Raw genomic sequence first — 17,223 nt, 5'->3', positions numbered from 1 at the left:
CATGCGCCTGGCCGGCAAATCGGCGCTGATCACGGGCTCCGCCCGTGGCATCGGCAAGGCGTTCGCCGAAGCCTATGTCGGCGAAGGCGCCACCGTTGCCATTGCCGACATCAATCTTGAGGCGGCCGAAAAGACCGCTGCCGAGATTGGCGGCAAGGCCTATGCCGTGAAGCTCGATGTCACCGATCTTGGCTCGATCGACGCTGCGGTCAAGACGGTCGAGACCAGGACCGGCGGTCTCGACATCCTGATCAACAATGCCGCCCTGTTCGACCTGGCGCCGATTGTCGACATCACCAAGGCAAGCTTTGACAAGCTGTTCTCCGTCAATGTCGCCGGCACGCTGTTCATGCTGCAGGCAGCCGCCCGGTCGATGATCGCGCGCGGCAGTGGCGGCCGGATCATCAACATGGCGAGCCAGGCTGGCCGTCGTGGCGAGGCGCTGGTCGGCGTCTATTGCGCCACCAAGGCCGCTGTCATTTCGCTGACCCAATCGGCGGGGCTCGACCTGATCAAGCACCGCATCAATGTCAACGCCATCGCGCCCGGCGTCGTCGACGGCGAACACTGGGATCACGTCGATGCCCTGTTCGCCAAATTCGAGAACCGGCCGAGGGGCGAGAAGAAGAAACTGGTCGGCGAGGGCGTGCCCTACGGCCGCATGGGCACGGCGCACGACCTTACCGGCATGGCTGTCTTTCTCGCCAGCAACGACGCCGAATACATCGTCGCCCAGACCTACAATGTCGATGGCGGCCAGTGGATGAGCTGAAAGACAAGGTGCTCTTCTCCCCGTCCTTCACGGGGAGAAGATGCCGGCAGGCAGATGAGGGGCAGCGCGGACATCCGGAAGCGCTCGTGCTGCCCCTCACCCTTACCCTCTCCCCATGAAGGACGGGGAGAGGGGGAATGACGAAGGCCGTAGCCCGGCCAAAAGGGTAAAGCAGATGACCGTGAAACTCTCTTCTTCCAATCTCGCCAATATGCCCGCGCAGGTCAGCGGCCCCCGATATGACCGTGCCGTGCTGAAACCCGGAATCGTGCATTTCGGCGTCGGCAATTTCCACCGCTCGCATCAGGCTGTCTATCTCGACGACCTGTTCAATGCAGGCATCGGCCACGACTGGGCGCTGGTTGGCGCCGGTGTGTTCGAGGGCGAGAAGGTTGGCCGTGGCAAACTGCAGGAGCAGGACTGGCTGACCACGGTGGTCGAGCAAGACAGTGGCCATATGAGCGCTCGCGTCACCGGCGCCATGATCGATTTCCTGATGCCGGGCGACGCGGCCGGCATCATCGAACGGCTTGCCGATCCGGCGATCCGCATCGTTTCGCTGACCATCACCGAAGGCGGCTATTTCATCGATCCGGCCTCCGGCGTGTTCAACCCGACCCACCCCGATATCGTTGCCGACGCCCAGCCGGGCGCGACGCCGAAAACGGTGTTCGGCATCATCCTCGCCGGGCTGATGCGGCGCCGCGACGACGGCATCGTGCCCTTCACGGTGATGTCCTGCGACAACATTCCGCACAACGGCCATGTCACCTCCGATGGGGTGATCGGTCTGGCACGGTTGATCGATGAGGATCTGGCGAACTGGGTCAGCGACAAGGTTGCCTTTCCAAACGGTATGGTCGACCGCATCACACCCGCAACCACCGACCGCGAACGCGGCATCCTGGCCAAGGATTTCGGCCTGGAGGACAATTGGCCGGTGTTTTGCGAGCCGTTCCGCCAATGGGTGCTGGAGGACCATTTCACCGACGGCCGCCCGCCGCTGGAAAAGGTCGGCGTGCAGTTCGTCAAGGATGTTGCGCCTTATGAACTGATGAAGATCCGCATCCTCAACGGCGGTCATGCCACGATCGCCTATCCCGCCGGGCTTATGGATATCCATTTTGTCCATGAAGCGATGCAGGAGCCGCTGGTGCGCGGCTTTCTCGACAAGCTCGAACATGACGAGATCATTCCGACCGTGCCGCCGGTGCCGGATACCGATCTGGAAGAATATTATCAGCTCATCGAAAACCGCTTCTCCAATCCCAAGATCGGCGACACCGTGCGGCGGCTCTGCCTCGACGGCTCAAACCGCCAGCCGAAATTCATCATCCCGACCATCGCCGATCGTTTGAAGGCCGGAAAAAGCGTTGCGGGCCTGGCGTTGGAATCGGCGCTCTGGTGCCGCTACTGCTTCGGCACCAGCGATAGCGGCGCCGTCATCGAGCCCAACGATCCGAGCTGGGACCGGCTGCAGGCAACCGCCAGGGCAGCGAAGGATGCACCGGCGGCCTGGCTTGCCATGGAGGATATCTATGGTGACGTTGGCCGCGCCGCATCGTTTGTCGAGGCTTTCGCCCATGCGCTCAACGTTCTGTGGGCGAATGGCGCCCGCGCCACGCTGACGCGCTACCTCGCCGGCAAGCTCTGAGACGCATCTGACGCCATGACGCCGGAACTGGTCATTTTCGACTGCGATGGCGTGCTGGTCGACAGCGAAGCGCTGTCGGTGTCGGCGCTGCTCGGCATGATCAAGCTGGCCGGCGGCAGTATTGCCGAGGACACGGCCTATGAGCACTTCCTTGGCAAGAGCATGAAAAGCGTCCGTGAAATCCTCGGCCGCGACTTCGGCCTTGAAATCACCGACAAGCATCTGACCGAGATGCGCGTCGAATTGATGCGCAAGTTCCGTGAGGAACTGAAGCCTATGCCGGGCGTTATGGAAATGCTGCCGAGGCTTGGGCTGCCTCGCTGCGTTGCCTCTTCCGGCACGCTCGACCGCATCCGCTATGCGCTCGACGTCACCGGTCTGCTTGGCTTGCTGGAGCCGCATTTGTTCAGCGCCGGCATGGTGGCGCGCGGCAAGCCGGCGCCGGATCTCTTCCTGCATGCCGCCATGACAATGGGCGCCAGACCGCAAAATTGCCTTGTCATCGAAGACAGTCCCGCCGGCGTTGAGGCGGCGCGTGCAGCTGGTATGCGGGTGCTCGCTTTCACCGGCGGCACACATGCTGGCAACCCCGCATTGAAAGCGCGGCTTGCGTCGATGCAACCGGACTTTATATTCGCTGACATGCTGCAATTGCCCGATCTGATTGCAGGCCTGGGAGCGAGAGTAAGAGCATCTTGACGAAACCCTTCGTTTGCGCGGTCGATGTCGGCACCGGGAGCGCCCGCGCGGGCATTCTCGACACCAGTGGTACCTTGCTTGGCCGCGCCGAGCACCCGATCGTCATGAACCAGCCGAAGTCCGATCACGCCGAACATGATTCGCGCGATATCTGGTCGGCGGTATGCCGGGCTGTGCGCGCCGCCCGCGAAAAGGCCGGTGTGGACGCACAGGATGTCGTCGGCATTTCCTTCGACGCAACCTGTTCGCTGGTTGTACGGGATGCCGATGGCGGCCAGCTCAGCGTCTCGGTGTCAGGTGACAAGCGTTGGGACACCATCGTCTGGCTCGACCATCGCGCCATTGCCGAGGCCGACGAGTGCACCGCGAGCGGCCATGCCGTGCTCGACTATATCGGCGGCGTCATGTCTCCGGAAATGGCGACGCCGAAACTGATGTGGCTGAAGCGCAACCTGCGCAAGACATGGAATGAAGCCGGCTACCTATTCGACCTCGCCGATTTCCTGACATGGCAGGCAACCGGCTCGCTCGCCCGCTCACAATGCACGCTGACCGCCAAGTGGACCTACCTCGCGCATGAGGAGACCGGCTGGCGGCGCGACTTCTTCGGGATCGTCGGCCTCGACGACCTCTTCGAGCACGGCAACCTGCCCGAAAAGGCCAGTCCGGTCGGCGCCGACATCGGTTGTCTCACGCCACAGGCGGCAGCGGATCTCGGCCTGACGACGAACTGCCGGGTTGGCGCGGGTGTGATCGATGCCTATGCCGGCGCGCTTGGCGTGCTCGGTGGCTTTGCCGGCGACGAACAGAATATCGGCCGGCATCTGGCCTTGATTGCCGGTACATCGAGCTGCGTCATGGCGATGTCGCCTGATCCGCAGCCATTCGCCGGCGTCTGGGGTCCCTATTACGGTGCGGCATTGCCGAAGCTTTGGCTGTCGGAAGGCGGCCAGTCGGCCACCGGCGCGCTGCTCGATCATATTATCCGCTGGCATGGCGCCGGCGGCGAACCGGATGCCGCCATGCATGCCAGGATCGCCAGCCGTGTCGCCGAGTTGCGTGCCGCCGAAGGCGAGAACCTCGCAGGCAGGCTGCATGTGTTGCCGGATTTCCACGGTAACCGCTCGCCGCTCGCCGATCCCCATGCTGTCGGCGTGGTCAGTGGGCTGACGCTGGATTCATCCTTCGACAGCCTGTGCAAGCTTTACTGGCGCACCGCCGTCGGCATCGCGCTCGGCGTGCGCCACGTACTCGAGGCGTTGAACGAGAACGGCTACCTCATCGACACGCTGCATGTCACCGGCGGCCACACCAAGAACCCGCTGTTGATGGAACTCTATGCCGACGCCACCGGCTGCACGGTGGTCGAGCCGCTGGCCGACGAGGCGGTGCTGCTCGGCACCGGCATGGTTGCCGCCACTGCAGCCGGTCTGTTTCCCGACCTCAACGCCGCCTGTCTCGCCATGCAGCAGGGCGGCAAGACGCGTGCCTCGAACCCGGCATCATCAGGGCGTTTCGACCGCGACTACCGGGTCTTCCTCGAGATGCACCGCCAGAGGCAGGTGCTGGACGCGATCCGTTGAAGATCGGAACTGTCGGCTTACCGCCTGAGCAGGGATTTGCCGGATTTCGCGTCGAACAGATGCAGGCTCTCTTCGTCGAACGTGTAGCGGACGTTGCCGCGCAGGACCGGGCAGGCACGGCTGGAGACCAGTGCGCTGATTTCCTTGCCGCCTGCGCCGAATGTGACCAGCGCGTCATTGCCGTGGAATTCGATCAGGTCGGCGGTGCCTTGCAGCAGGTTGCCGGCGTGGCCATCGCCAACCGCCTTCAGGTCGGCGGGCCGGATGCCAAGCACCGCGCGTTCGACGCCTTCGAGGTTGAAGCGCCCGCCGTCGAGGGTGAAGTCCGCGCCCGCGCCGGTCAGGGTCCAGCCACCCCTGCCGTGGCTCACGGTCACGTCGATGAAGTTCATGTTCGGCGTGCCAATGAAGCCGGCGACGAAAACGTTGGCGGGCCGCTCATAGATTTCCGCCGGCGAGCCGATCTGTTCGATCAAACCATCGCGCAGCAGCACGATGCGGTCGGCGAGTGTCATCGCCTCGAGCTGATCATGGGTGACGTAGACAGTCGTCGTCTTCAAGGACTGGTGCAGCCGGGCGATCTCGATGCGCATATGGTTGCGCAATTTGGCATCCAGGTTGGATAGCGGTTCGTCGAACAGGAAGACCTTCGGCGTCTTGATCATGGCGCGTGCGATCGCAACGCGCTGCTGCTGGCCACCGGAGAGTTCCGCCGGCTTGCGGCCGAGATAGGGGTCGAGCCCGAGCGTGCTTGAGACCGCCATGACGCGCTGCTGGATTTCCGTCTTCGCCACCTTCTGCCGCCTCAGGCCAAAGGCGATGTTGTCGAAGATCGTCATGTGCGGATAGAGCGCGTAGTTCTGGAACACCATGGCAATGCCGCGGTCGCCTGGGTCGAGATCGTTGACCACCTTGCCGCCGATCGAAACCTCGCCGCCGCTGATATCCTCGAGCCCCGCCAGCATGCGCAGCAAGGTCGACTTGCCACAGCCGGACGGGCCGAGGAAGACGACGAACTCATGTTCCTCGATACTCAGGTTGAGATCGCGGATGACGGAAGTGGCGCCGTAGGATTTCTCGACATGGGAGCAGGTGATCGCGGACATGGTCTGTCAGCCCTTCTCGTTCGAAATCAGGATCTGCAGCTTGACGTCTTCGGGATGCGCCGCCGCCGCCCGCTCGAACGCCGTGATGCTGTCGCTGAAAGCATAGGTGCCGGTAATCAGCGGCTTGAGGTCGACCTTGCCTGACGCAATGAGCTGCAAGGCGCGGTCGAAAATATTGGCATAGCGGAACACCGTCTCGATCCGCACTTCCTTGGAGATCGCCGCCGGGACGTTCAGTGCCACCGGCTCCACCGGAAGCCCGACCAGGACCACCGCGCCGCCTGGACGCACGACGTCGAACAGATTGGCGAACGCTTTTGGGTTGCCGCTCGCCTCGAAGACGATGTCGGCGCCCCAGCCCTCGGTCGCCGCACCGATCGCATCGACCAGCGACCGTTCGCCGATATTGACCGGGACGATGCCGGGATATTGCGCGGCGATCTTGAGTTTTGGCGCGGAAAAGTCGGAGATCAGAACCTTGGAGCAGCCGCCGGCCAGTGCGGCCAGCGCGATCATGATGCCGATCGGGCCGCAGCCGACAACGATGGCCACGTCGCCCGGAACGATCCGCGCGCGGGCCGCCGCCTGCATGCCTATGGCAAAAGGCTCGACCATCGCCCCTTCGGCGAAGGAGACATTGTCGGGCAGCCTGTAAGTGAATGCGGCCGGATGGACCGCATAGGGCGCCAGCACGCCATGCACCGGCGGCGTCGCCCAGAAGCTGACATCAGGATCGACATTGTAGATGCCGAGCTTGGTTGCCCGCGACGACAGGTTCGGCACGCCCGGTTCCATGCAGACGCGGTCACCGAGCTTCAATGTCCTGACATTGGCGCCGATCTCGACCACCGTGCCGGAGGCCTCGTGGCCAAGCACCATCGGCGCGCGCACGACATAGCTGCCGATGGCGCCATGGGTGTAGTAGTGCACATCGCTGCCGCAGACGCCGACCGTGTGGATGGCGATCTTGACGTCGTCTGGTCCGACATCGAGCGGCAGTGCGATGTCGCGCAGGGACAGCTCGCCTTTTTTCTCAAGAACCAACGCCTGCATCGGGCAATCCTCACTTCAAGTCTTTTTTGGCCGGAACACGGAATTCAGGAAACCGCTGAGCACGCCGAGGAACAACAAAGGCGGCAGCGACAGGAGCACGACCGAGGCATTCAGGATTCCCCAAGGCACGTTCATGCCTTGCTGGGAAAGCTCCGAGGCAACGATCGGCAAGGTCTTGGCATTGGAGCTGGACAGCATCAGCGCGATCAGGAACTCGTTCCAGACCAGCACGAAACTGAAGGCGACAGCGCCGATCAGCGAGCGCGCCGCGACCGGCAGCGCGATCTTCCAGAACACCGAATACGCGCCGTAGCCATCGACGAAGGCGGCTTCCTCGACTTCCCTGGGCACGGCCTGGAAGGCGGGAATGGCCAGCCACATGATCACCGAGATGGTCAGCAGCGAATAGGTGACGATGAGGGCGGCAAGCGTGTCGTACAGCCCGATCTGCAGCCAGATCACCATCAGCGGAATGGCGACTGCCACCGGCGGCAGAAAGCGCAGCGACAAGACGAAGAACTGGATGTCGCCCGCCCAGCGGTTGGGGTAGCGCGCCACCGCATAGGCGGCGGGCAGGCCGAGCACCACGCCGATCAGCACCGCGACGCCGCAAGCGATGACCGAGTTCTGCAGGCCGGTCATGACGCTGTCGCGGCCAAGAATATAGGTGATGTTGTCGAGCGTCGGTGTGAACACCAGGCGCGGCACGCGGGTGATGATGTCGACATTGTTCTTCAGCGAGTTGAGCGCCGTCCACAGAAGCGGAAACACGGCGAGGAAGCCGGCGAAGGCCAGGACGGCTTTGGCGATGATGCGGCCGGGCCTCATTTCTGCACCCGCTTCCACAGCATGGTGAAGGTGATGACCGTGGCAATCATCATCAGCACGGCCATGGCCGAGGCATAGGAAACCTTGCCGGACTCGATGAAGCCTTGCGAGAAGGCGTACATGTCGAGCGTCTCGGTCGCCACGCCCGGTCCGCCGCGTGTCATCACATAGATCAGGTCGAAGGAGCGCAGCGACTCGATCATCTTGACGAACATCAGGCTGATCAGCGGTGCCTTCAGCATAGGCAGCGCGACATAGGCATGGACCTGCCAGCGGCTGGCATGGTCAAGCCGCGCGGCTTCGAGCGGCTGCGGCGGCAAGGTCTCCAGCAGCTTCAGCACGATGACGGCGAAGAACAGGCCCCATTGCCAGACATCGACCGACGCCACGGCAAACAGCGCCGTTGACGGCTTGGACAGTGGGTCGAAAATCAACCCGCCGGTCAGCAGGCGGTAGGGATAGGTGGCGATGCCGTAGAGCGGATGATAGGCGAATTTCCACACGAAGGCCGCCGAGACGCGCGGCAACAGCACCGGGATGATGAACAGCAGGCAGTAGACGTTGCGCAGGCGTGGTGTCGCCACCTCGAACATCAGCACGCCCAGTCCCACGGCCACGGCCATCGTCGCGACAACGGTGACGACCTCCCACTTCACCGATACCCAGACGGCATTGAGGAAGCGGCGGTCGGAGAACAGGTCGATGAAGTTCGAAAACCAGACATAGGAATAGGCGGTCGAACTCAGCTCGCGGTTCTGCAAGGCGATGATAATGGCGTAGAGCGTCGGCACCATCGACAGGATCAGGAGAATGATCATTGTCGGCACGACGAAGGTGACGGGCAGGGATGAGCGTCGGGGCATGGTCACTCCTCGCTGTGTCGCGGGTGCTTGAACATGGCGGAACCTTTTGGTGCGGTGCGGCTCACTGGAATTCCTGCGACGCACAGGTCCTGGAATCCGACCGGATGCCGTGGACCGTGCGCCGCAAGAGGGAGGTTCCCTCTACTTCTTCACCAGATCGTTGGCGTAGGCCTCAAGTTCATTGAGGCTGCCTTTGACGTCGGTGCGTGTGCCGGCAATCAGTTCCTCGAGGATGATGCCCCAGCGGTCGCCAAGATCAGGCCAGCGCGGATCCTGCCAGAAATTGACCGCGGTGACCTTGCCGGTCTCGGCCAGCGCCTGCCCGAGGTCGGCGCCATAGATATCGGCGAATTCCTTGCTGGACAGGATGCTGGTGCGGTTCAGCTCGCCGAACTGGTGGGCATCGAGCCTGCGCTTCTCGTTTTCCTTCGACGTTGCCCAGGCGATGAACAGGCCGGCGCATTTCTTCGAGGCGTCGTCCGCGTTTGCCTTCGACGCGATGGCAAGACCGTGGCCGTAGCCTCCGCCCGTCAGCGGTGACGGCGGCGGTAAGAAGCCGATCTTGCCGACCACTTGCGAGGTTTTCGGGTCGACCGCCATGCCCGAGAGCGGCGTCGATTCGACGAGGATGGCGACCTGGCCGGACAGGAAGGCGCCGGTCGATTCATCCCAGCTGCCGGTCTGCGTGCCGGGTGCCGAATCCTTGAACAGCTTCAGATAGGTCTCTGTCGCCTTGACCGCCGCTTCCGAGTTGAAGGCGGGCTTGTCGCCATCGAACCACTTGCCGCCATAGGCCTTGAAGAACGGCATCCAACGCCAGACATTGGCGCCCGAACCACGCGCACCGCGCAGCGCGATACCATACATGCCCTTGTCCGGGTTGGTCAGCTTCGGCACGGCGGCGATCAGCTCGTCCAGCGTCTTCGGCGGCTGGATGCCTGCGGCCTCCAGCACGTCCTTGCGGTAGACCATCAGGTCGCCGCCGCCGGTCAGCGGCGCGAACCAGACCTTGCCTTCGTAGGTGGCAACCTTCTGGCGGCCGGGGTCGAAATCGGCGTAGTCGTAATCCGCCGGGTAGTAGTCGGTCAGCGGCACGATCCATTTCGACGAGGCAAACAGCGCGACATTGGCTTCGTCGACATAGTAGACGTTGTAATTGCCGACCGTGGACGCATCGGCGCGCGATTTTGCCCGCCGGTCGTTCTCGTTGAGATAGTCGATCTGGAAGCTTGCACCGCTGAGCTTCTGGAACTCGGCCTTCGAGTCCTCCAGCAGCGTCAGGCCGTCACGTGGCTGCGCCAGGACCTTGACCGGCGCCGAGCAGACTGGCGCCTGTGCCAGCGCAATGGTTGAAACCGTGGCCGAGAGTATAAAGGCCGCACTCAAACGCGCGGCGAACCGAATTGATTTCATGGTTTTTCTCCTCCGGAACAATCTTCGCGGGAAGCAGGAGTGCTCGGGTTGCGCGATCCTCACCATCGCCCGAGCGGCAAGCCACCCGCTGTCAAAATGCGGAGTTACCGGGGACCATGCTAGAAGCTCCGTTGCACCAGACCTGTACTTTTATGCATTGTGCGATGCAAAAAAACCCGCCAATGCGCGGACCCATTCACATAAATACCGGTCAGGTTTCTGAGAAGCGGCTATTGCGATGCCTGGAGCGGCTGCGTGCGCCGCTGCCGTGACAGCCGCCGGTAGGACGACGGCGTCATCCGGTGCTTGCGCATGAAGGCCCGGTTGAAGTTCGAGATGTTCATGTAGCCAACCTGGAAGCAGATGTCGGTGATCGGAATATCGGTATCCGCCAGCAGCTTGCAGGCTTGCCACAAGCGGAGCTTTGCAAGGTGGTCGCTGAAACTGTTGCCGGTGTTTTTCGAGAAGAAACGCGAGAACGTGCTCTCGGTCATTCCAGCCAGCCCAGCCACGTCGGGCAGTTTCAGGTCCTCGGCGAAATGCTGGAAAAGGTAGGTCAGCGTGCGCTGGATGATGTCCAGCGAGGCGGCGTCGAGGGTGGGCGAGAAATCCGGCGACGAAAGCAGTTCGTATTCATCGGTCTTGGCCAGCAGGTCCACGAGGCGCAGGAAAATCCAGAGCCGGCTAAGTCCGCTGACCTCTCCCATCTGCTCCATCAAATCGGCGCCCTGCAATGCAGTGGCGCCGTGGAAGACCATACCGCGCAGCGAGCGCTCCAGGAACGGTTCCAGTTCGCGCAATTCCGGCAGCAGTCCGGCCGACCCGCGCAGTCGCTCGGCGTCGAATTGCAGGACGATGTCGCGGCCCTTGATCAACTCGCCCGGCTGTGTCGCGGTGACCCAGTCATGCGGCAGTCCGCCACCGACGATGGTCAGGTAGCCCGGGCCGAATTCACCGATGTGATCGCCGACCAGGACCACGCCGGAGGATTTGCGCAGCAGGTGGATTTCATATTCCGGATGGAAGTTCCAGACATTGCGCTCCCACGGATAGTCGTCGAGCCGCCACAGGAAACTGTCGCTGGCCTCGGTGACGATATGCTCGAAGGCCGGTGCTGTCCGCAGCGTCGCGACCGGGCTCTTCCTGCGCTTGAACTGCATCCTGAATGTCCTTGGATCGTGATCCATCATTTCGACCACGCAAGTCGTAGCAGCCTGTCGCCTCTGAGTGAAACCGATCTCTGCTTGCGCATATCTCCCGGCCATTTGAGTGGCTAGGGCAGCGAACCGGATGAAGCCAGCCTGTCTGGATCAATTACTTCCCGCCGGTCTTCCCTTGCCTTCATGTCGCATTTCGTTCAAAAGACGACGCAAACGCTGCGAAACCGAAGGTTTTGCCGTTTCCAATGCGGCTTCCGGCCTTTTGCCGATGCGCCGCAACCTTGAAAGAGCAGGACAATGTCCGCGATCGAAGCCGGCGCCCGCGCGCCGGAAAATCTTTGGCGTCAGGAAATCAGGGCGATGCTGGCGCTCGCCTGGCCGATGGTGCTGACCAATCTCGGCCAGACCGCCATGACCACCACCGACGTCATGATGATGGGGCGGCTCGGGCCGGATACACTGGCCAGCGGCGCGCTTGGCGCCAACCTCTATTTCATGCCGCTGATCTTCGGTCTCGGCCTCATGCTGGCCACCTCGCCGATGATCGCCACCGAACTCGGCCGCCGCCGCTATTCCGTGCGCGATTTGCGCCGCACCGTGCGCCAGGGCCTGTGGCTGGCGATCCTGATCTCGATCCCGATCTGGATCGTGCTCTGGCATGGTGAAGCCATTCTGCTGGCAATGGGCCAGGAGCCTGCGCTGGCGCGTCAGGCCGGCATCTATCTGCGCTGGCTGGAATGGGCGGTGCTGCCCTTCTACGGCTATATCGTGCTGCGCTCGTTCATCTCGGCGCTGGAGCGACCGGGCTGGGCGCTGATCATTGTATTCGTCGCGGTCGCCTTCAACGTGTTCGCCAACTGGGTGTTCATGTTCGGCAATCTCGGTGTTCCGGCCATGGGCATCGCTGGCTCGGGCCTGGCCACGTCGCTGTCCAGCACGCTGATGTTGGTCGGTATGGCTGTTGTGGTGATGTGGGAGAAGAAGTTCCGCCGCTACCATCTGTTCGGCCGCTTCTGGCGGGCCGACTGGCCGCGCTTCAAGGGCTTGCTGCGCCTCGGCCTGCCGATCGCCGGCATCCTCGCCTTCGAGGTGACGATCTTCAACGCGGCGGCTCTGCTGATGGGGCTGATCGATGCGGATTCGCTTGCGGCGCACGCCATCGCCATCCAGATCGCGTCGATCTCCTTCATGGTGCCGCTTGGCCTCAACCAGGCGGTGACGGTGCGCGTCGGGCTTGCCCACGGCGCCGGCAATCCGGAAGGTGTTTCGCGCGCCGGCTGGACCGCCTTCGTCATCGGCGTTTCATTCATGGCGCTGATGGGACTGGTGATGATCCTGTTGCCGCATCCGCTGATCAGCGCGTTCATCAATGTCGATGATCCGTCCAATGCAAGGGTGGTCGGCCTTGCAGTGTCGTTCCTCGTCTTTGCCGCTCTGTTTCAGATCTTCGATGGCGCGCAGGCGGTTGCCGCCGGCATGCTGCGCGGCCTGCACGACACCAAGGTGCCGATGATCTACGCCGCGATCGGCTACTGGGGCGTAGGGCTGCCGCTCGGTGTGGTGCTGGCCTTCCATTTCGGCTTGCACGGTGTCGGCATCTGGATCGGCCTGTCGATCGGCCTGGCCGTGGTGGCGGTGCTGCTTCTGGCGCGCTGGCTAAGGCGGGATCGGATCGTGCCGTCGCTGGCGTTCGTGCATTGAACCAGGTGGCCCGGTTGCCAGCTGGCCGTAATGCCGCTAACTAAACGGCGCTCAGATCGGCCGCGAAACGTCCGCTAAGCGCCAGCAGCAGTCGGCCAGACAAATTGTTCGGCAATGACCGCAATCGGCCGTTGAACGAACCCGCTGCGCGGGAGGGCGCCTGCGGTTGAGGTAGGGGTGATGGGCCGGCCGTCGCGCTCGCGTTGAGCGTCGTCCAGCAACGGCAGAAGATGACGGGCTTCTTCAACAAGGAGCCCGACCATGCCCCATCCCCTTCTCGATGCACCCATCAGCCCGCTGCGCCAGCGGCTGATCGACGACATGAACATGCGGCGTTTCTCACGCGAGACGCAGCGCAACTATCTCCGCGATATCGGACGCCTGGCGACATTCCTTGGGCGTTCGCCAAACACGGCGACAGCCGACGACCTACGTCGGTTCCAGATCGAGCAGCAGGAAGACGGCGTTCCCGTGCCGACGATGAACAGCATCGTGTCGGCGCTGCGCTTCTTCTTCACCCAAACGCTCGACCGCCCGGACCTGGCGCGCCGGCTCGTCCGGCTGTCGCATCCGCGCAACCTGCCCGTGGTGCTCAGCCGCGACGAGGTGGCCCGGCTGCTCAACGCCACCACGTGTCTCAAGCACCAGGCCGCATTGTCGGTCGCCTATGGTGCGGGCTTGCGCGTCGCGGAGGTGTCGATGCTGAAGGTCGCCGACGTCGACAGCGAGCGCATGCTGCTGCGCGTCGAGCGCGGCAAGGGCGGGCGGTATCGCAATGCCATGCTCTCTGCCGATCTACTCACTCTGCTGCGTCAGTGGTGGAAGGTTGGGCGGCAGCAGGGCGTGATGCATCGCGACGGCTGGCTGTTCCCTGGGCAGCACGCGATGAAGCCGATCAGCACGCGACAGCTCTATCGCATCGTCGTCGAGGCAGCGCAGGCCGCCGACATCGCCAAGCGGGTCGGGCCGCACACGCTGCGTCACAGCTTCGCGACCCACCTGCTGGAGGACGGCACCGATATCCGGATCATCCAGGTTCTGCTCGGGCACGCCAAGCTGAACACCACCGCTCTCTACGCCAAGGTCGCGACCCGCACGGTGCGTGCCGTGACGAGCCCGCTCGACAAGCTCGGCCTGTTCAAGCCGGAAGAGATCTCACCCGACGGCTGAGCCATGCGCGCCTCGATCGAGGTCGCCGACATCTTCCGTGCTGCCGGGCTCGCCTATCGGGTCGCCCATGCCGGCCATCTGAGCCTGCAGCAACTGAAGGTCATGTCGGCAATCGAGCACTGCCGCACCGCAGCCCTTGGCGGTCATGTCGAGGCTTGCGAGGACTGTGGCCAATGGCGGATCGCCTACAACTCCTGCCGCAACCGGCACTGCCCGAAGTGCCAGGGTGCGGCCGCGCGGACATGGCTTGCAGAGCGGGAAGCCGACCTGCTGCCGGTCGGCTACTTCCACGTCGTGTTCACGCTGCCCGCCGAGGTCGCCGACATCGCATTCCAGAACAAGTCGGCGGTCTACGACCTGCTGTTCAAGGCGGCGTCGGAGACGATGCTGACGATCGCCGCCGATCCGAAGCATCTCGGCGCACGCATCGGCATCACCGCCGTCCTCCACACATGGGGCTCAGCGATGACGCATCATCCGCATGTGCACATGATCGTGCCGGGCGGCGGCATCGCACCGGACGGGGCACGCTGGATATCATCGCGGCCGGCCTTCCTTCTGCCGGTGCGCGTGCTCGGCAAGCTGTTCCGCCGCCTATTCCTGACCCGGCTGGTCGCGCTGCACGACGCTGGCCGGCTCGCCTTCTTCGGCGCAATTGCTCATCTCGCGGAACGGCGGGCATTCCTACGCCACCTGTCGCCGGTCCAGAAGAAGCGCTGGGTGGTCTACGCCAAGGCGCCCTTCGCCGGTCCGGAAGCGGTGCTCGCCTACCTGTCGCGCTACACGCACCGGGTCGCGATCTCGAACAGCCGCCTCATCCACCTCGACGAGAGCGGCGTCACCTTCCGTTACAAGGACTACCGCCGCGACGGCGCCGGTCGCCAGCAGGTCATGGCGCTCGCCACCGACGAGTTCATCCGCCGCTTCCTGCTCCATGTCCTGCCGCGTGGCTTCCATCGCATCCGGCATTGCGGCTTACTCGCTGGCTCCGCCCGCAGGGCCAGCCTCGCGCTCGCCCGCGAACTCCTGGACGTCGCCGCGCAGCCCGATGACGACACATCAGACGAACCGGACGACTTCCGCCCGCCATGCCCACGCTGTCGCGGACGCATGATCGTCGTTGAGGTGTTCGAACGCTGGCGGCAGCCCCGCGGACCGCCGCACGCAACGGCATCGAACCGGGAGAACGGCCCATGATCCGGCATGGCATGGTAGAGCCTTCAGCCGCAGGCGCGTCCCCTCCGGCAACGGATCCACGCGTGCCCATGGTGACTACTGACGCCGAAAGGCGCGCGTCCGGACCAGCGCCGAGCCCGCAACATCGCGCGGAAGCGCACCAAAGCGGCCTGTCCGTATCAATCGCGGCGCTTCCCGGCGACGATCGCGCCATCGCCGACATCAGCCGCAAATCGAAATCCCCATAGCCATCGACTTGTGGCCCGCGGGTTCCTTCCTCGGGGACTTTCGTACGCCTGCCGGCGCCCGAAACTCTTCACGTTTTCGGACTGTCCGTTTTGGGGATGGCGAGATTAGAAAGCGGACCGACACGTATCGAGGACCGCAACGCGCCAACGGCGGAGATAGCGGCTGATGATCTTCAGTTGCTCTGCATGTGGCGAGGGCAACTTTCCAGCCGCCCGCGCCACTTGGAAGAACAGTCGTCGACGCGGCCGGCTCAGCCCGCTTTGCTTAGTTGGAGTTCGTTGGCAAGCACACGCTCGTTCGGATTGATCGGGCCCAGGTTCCTGACAACCCGGAAGCGACCGCCCTGCGCCTGCGCGATGTACATGTTCATGCGAACATGGTGCTGGCCGGGGACCATTTCGGCCGGGCCGCCCGGTCCCTCACTTATCCTGGCATGATCGAGCGCCCGGATAACGGCGTCTCGCTCGATCGTGCCGGCCTCATTCACCGCCGCTTCCCACAACGTGATCGCGCGGTAGTGGCCGGTGCAGCCGCTGCCCGCGGTCAACATGGCGCTGCCGGGGAATCGATCGCTGTAGCGATGCAAGAGCGCGCGGCCAAACGGATCGTCGAGTTCCTGGTAGTAGTCGAGGCAGCTGTAGAGGCCCTCGATCTGCTGGGACGGGACCAAGTTGAAGAAGTTCTCGTCGAAGTAGGTACAGACAATCCTGCCGCCGCGTTTGCCGAATCCGGCCCTGTGCAGTTCTTCGAGGAACGGCGTCAGGCCAGGCGGCACGAGGGTGTTGAACACCACCTCGGTGCCGCTCGCCATGATCTGCTGCACGGTGCGCCGGAAATCGACGGTGTCGAGCGGAAAGTACTCCTCGCCGACGATCTCGCCGCCATTGGCGCGCACCACCTGGCTCGCCGCCTTGTTCAGCAAATGCGGCCAGATGTAGTCGGCCGACGGTAAATAGAACTTCTTCACCCCGGTGCTTTTCATCAGCCACGGGATCAGCGGCTCGACCTGCTGCGCGGGCACGGGTCCCGTGCAGAAGATCAGGGGATCGTTTTCCTGTCCCTCGTACTGCTCGGTATAGATGTAGAGCGTCTTGCCGCGCGTGACCGCCTCGCTCTTGATGGCCTGGCGGGTCGAACTGTAGATGCCGCCGACGACCAGATCGACCTTGTCGACGTCGATCAGCTTCGCGGTCCTTGCCTTGGCAACGCTGTCGGTGGTCTCGCCGTCCTCGATTACGAGTTCCAGCGGTCGGCCGAGCAGCCCGCCTTTGGCGTTGATGTCGTCGACGAGCATGGTCGTGAGGTTTGCGTTGGCGATGCCCATGAAGGACAACGGGCCGGTGAGTTCGGCGATAAGGCCGATCTTGATAGGTTTCGAGTCCATCTGATTTCTCCGATTCTAGGGGTTTCATCGAACGCGCCGCCGCCGGCGGCGCGCGGTGCGCCAGCGCGGACGTCAGGCCTCGTAGTGGCCGAGCAGCAGCGCCGCCTGCGGTTTGCCGACGTGACCAGCTTCCTGCAGGATCGCGGGCACCTCCGGATCCGACACGAAGTTCTTCCAGCCCTCGGCGTCCCAGTCGAAGATCGCCCAGACGCGGTCGGGCTCGCTGGGGTCGCGGAATACGGTCGCACCGTTCGAGCCGTGCAGCCGGCGCTTGTCGGCGCCCTTGGTCGAAAAGATACGAATGAAGCGGTCGACGTCCGCCACCTTTGTCGTTGCGAGAAGCATCTGATTTCCTCCTGTCGGTCGCGGCCACCATCGGTCCGTCGACAGGATCAGGATGCGCGCCTCGAGG

15 protein-coding genes are annotated in these 17,223 nt (G+C 63.5%); 7 read left to right on the top strand and 8 right to left on the bottom strand.

Going from position 1 to position 17,223, the window contains the following annotated elements:
* The first annotated feature begins 1 nt into the window (after window position 1).
* From GA829_RS03145 to GA829_RS03130, 4 genes are all read left to right on the top strand, one after another.
* Window positions 2-772 (top strand): L-iditol 2-dehydrogenase, encoded by a 771-nt coding sequence (locus GA829_RS03145; protein WP_195179502.1) that lies wholly within the window; start codon window positions 2-4, stop codon window positions 770-772.
* 175 nt (window positions 773-947) lie between these two features.
* A complete protein-coding gene (locus GA829_RS03140; protein WP_195177120.1) occupies window positions 948-2,426 on the top strand; it encodes a mannitol dehydrogenase family protein in 1,479 nt (492 codons plus the stop codon).
* 15 nt (window positions 2,427-2,441) lie between these two features.
* Entirely contained in the window at window positions 2,442-3,125 is a 684-nt protein-coding gene (locus tag GA829_RS03135) for an HAD family hydrolase (protein ID WP_195177119.1), read from the top strand.
* Entirely contained in the window at window positions 3,122-4,708 is a 1,587-nt protein-coding gene (locus GA829_RS03130) for an FGGY-family carbohydrate kinase (protein ID WP_195177118.1), read from the top strand. Before GA829_RS03135 ends, GA829_RS03130 begins: the two co-directional genes overlap by 4 nt.
* Before the next feature lie 17 nt (window positions 4,709-4,725).
* Here the strand turns inward: GA829_RS03130 and GA829_RS03125 are convergent, their stop codons facing one another.
* From GA829_RS03125 to GA829_RS03100, 6 genes are all read right to left on the bottom strand, one after another.
* The gene (locus GA829_RS03125; RefSeq protein ID WP_195177117.1) at window positions 4,726-5,814 is read right to left on the bottom strand and encodes an ABC transporter ATP-binding protein; all 1,089 of its coding nucleotides are present in this window, start codon (window positions 5,812-5,814) and stop codon (window positions 4,726-4,728) included.
* Window positions 5,815-5,820: 6 nt separating this feature from the next.
* A complete protein-coding gene (locus GA829_RS03120; RefSeq protein WP_195177116.1) occupies window positions 5,821-6,867 on the bottom strand; it encodes an NAD(P)-dependent alcohol dehydrogenase in 1,047 nt (348 codons plus the stop codon).
* Between the two features lie 15 nt (window positions 6,868-6,882).
* Complete coding sequence (locus GA829_RS03115; protein WP_195177115.1) at window positions 6,883-7,695, bottom strand: carbohydrate ABC transporter permease; 813 nt, start codon at window positions 7,693-7,695, stop codon at window positions 6,883-6,885.
* Window positions 7,692-8,558, bottom strand: coding sequence for a carbohydrate ABC transporter permease (locus tag GA829_RS03110; RefSeq protein ID WP_195177114.1), 867 nt, complete (start codon window positions 8,556-8,558; stop codon window positions 7,692-7,694). The genes GA829_RS03115 and GA829_RS03110 overlap by 4 nt, the downstream gene beginning before the upstream one ends.
* A gap of 141 nt (window positions 8,559-8,699) precedes the next feature.
* Window positions 8,700-9,971 carry an ABC transporter substrate-binding protein gene (locus GA829_RS03105; protein WP_195177113.1) on the bottom strand — a complete coding sequence of 424 codons (1,272 nt, stop codon included), beginning with the start codon at window positions 9,969-9,971 and terminating at the stop codon, window positions 8,700-8,702.
* A gap of 230 nt (window positions 9,972-10,201) precedes the next feature.
* A complete protein-coding gene (locus tag GA829_RS03100) occupies window positions 10,202-11,131 on the bottom strand; it encodes an AraC family transcriptional regulator (RefSeq protein WP_195177112.1) in 930 nt (309 codons plus the stop codon).
* Between the two features lie 297 nt (window positions 11,132-11,428).
* Here GA829_RS03100 and GA829_RS03095 point away from each other — a divergent pair, with 297 nt between their 5' ends.
* The 3 genes from GA829_RS03095 to GA829_RS03085 all read left to right on the top strand — a co-directional run bounded on the left by GA829_RS03095 (window position 11,429) and on the right by GA829_RS03085 (window position 15,199).
* Complete coding sequence (locus GA829_RS03095) at window positions 11,429-12,832, top strand: MATE family efflux transporter (RefSeq protein ID WP_195177111.1); 1,404 nt, start codon at window positions 11,429-11,431, stop codon at window positions 12,830-12,832.
* Between the two features lie 261 nt (window positions 12,833-13,093).
* Window positions 13,094-14,002 (top strand): tyrosine-type recombinase/integrase, encoded by a 909-nt coding sequence (locus GA829_RS03090; protein ID WP_195176217.1) that lies wholly within the window; start codon window positions 13,094-13,096, stop codon window positions 14,000-14,002.
* 3 nt (window positions 14,003-14,005) lie between these two features.
* Window positions 14,006-15,199 carry an IS91 family transposase gene (locus tag GA829_RS03085; RefSeq protein WP_195176218.1) on the top strand — a complete coding sequence of 398 codons (1,194 nt, stop codon included), beginning with the start codon at window positions 14,006-14,008 and terminating at the stop codon, window positions 15,197-15,199.
* A gap of 478 nt (window positions 15,200-15,677) precedes the next feature.
* Here the strand turns inward: GA829_RS03085 and GA829_RS03080 are convergent, their stop codons facing one another.
* Window positions 15,678-16,751 (bottom strand): substrate-binding protein, encoded by a 1,074-nt coding sequence (locus GA829_RS03080; RefSeq protein ID WP_258052121.1) that lies wholly within the window; start codon window positions 16,749-16,751, stop codon window positions 15,678-15,680.
* Between the two features lie 132 nt (window positions 16,752-16,883).
* The gene (locus tag GA829_RS03075) at window positions 16,884-17,156 is read right to left on the bottom strand and encodes a hypothetical protein (protein ID WP_091581466.1); all 273 of its coding nucleotides are present in this window, start codon (window positions 17,154-17,156) and stop codon (window positions 16,884-16,886) included.
* Window positions 17,157-17,223: the final 67 nt, after the last annotated feature.

The sequence above is a fragment of the Mesorhizobium sp. INR15 genome (assembly GCF_015500075.1).
In the GTDB taxonomy this organism is placed as follows: Bacteria; Pseudomonadota; Alphaproteobacteria; order Rhizobiales; family Rhizobiaceae; genus Mesorhizobium.
This window is presented reverse-complemented; position numbering and strand designations above follow the sequence as displayed.

What these genes read in the sequence shown, in the direction of transcription:
- GA829_RS03145 (WP_195179502.1), top strand. Translation starts at nt 2, where the DNA reads ATGCGCCTGGCCGGCAAATCGGCGCTGATCACGGGCTCCGCCCGTGGC.
- GA829_RS03140 (WP_195177120.1), top strand. Translation starts at nt 948, where the DNA reads ATGACCGTGAAACTCTCTTCTTCCAATCTCGCCAATATGCCCGCGCAG.
- GA829_RS03135 (WP_195177119.1), top strand. Translation starts at nt 2,442, where the DNA reads ATGACGCCGGAACTGGTCATTTTCGACTGCGATGGCGTGCTGGTCGAC.
- GA829_RS03125 (WP_195177117.1), bottom strand. Translation starts at nt 5,814, where the DNA reads ATGTCCGCGATCACCTGCTCCCATGTCGAGAAATCCTACGGCGCCACT.
- GA829_RS03120 (WP_195177116.1), bottom strand. Translation starts at nt 6,867, where the DNA reads ATGCAGGCGTTGGTTCTTGAGAAAAAAGGCGAGCTGTCCCTGCGCGAC.
- GA829_RS03115 (WP_195177115.1), bottom strand. Translation starts at nt 7,695, where the DNA reads ATGAGGCCCGGCCGCATCATCGCCAAAGCCGTCCTGGCCTTCGCCGGC.
- GA829_RS03110 (WP_195177114.1), bottom strand. Translation starts at nt 8,558, where the DNA reads ATGCCCCGACGCTCATCCCTGCCCGTCACCTTCGTCGTGCCGACAATG.
- GA829_RS03105 (WP_195177113.1), bottom strand. Translation starts at nt 9,971, where the DNA reads ATGAAATCAATTCGGTTCGCCGCGCGTTTGAGTGCGGCCTTTATACTC.
- GA829_RS03100 (WP_195177112.1), bottom strand. Translation starts at nt 11,131, where the DNA reads ATGCAGTTCAAGCGCAGGAAGAGCCCGGTCGCGACGCTGCGGACAGCA.
- GA829_RS03095 (WP_195177111.1), top strand. Translation starts at nt 11,429, where the DNA reads ATGTCCGCGATCGAAGCCGGCGCCCGCGCGCCGGAAAATCTTTGGCGT.
- GA829_RS03090 (WP_195176217.1), top strand. Translation starts at nt 13,094, where the DNA reads ATGCCCCATCCCCTTCTCGATGCACCCATCAGCCCGCTGCGCCAGCGG.
- GA829_RS03085 (WP_195176218.1), top strand. Translation starts at nt 14,006, where the DNA reads ATGCGCGCCTCGATCGAGGTCGCCGACATCTTCCGTGCTGCCGGGCTC.
- GA829_RS03080 (WP_258052121.1), bottom strand. Translation starts at nt 16,751, where the DNA reads ATGGGCATCGCCAACGCAAACCTCACGACCATGCTCGTCGACGACATC.
- GA829_RS03075 (WP_091581466.1), bottom strand. Translation starts at nt 17,156, where the DNA reads ATGCTTCTCGCAACGACAAAGGTGGCGGACGTCGACCGCTTCATTCGT.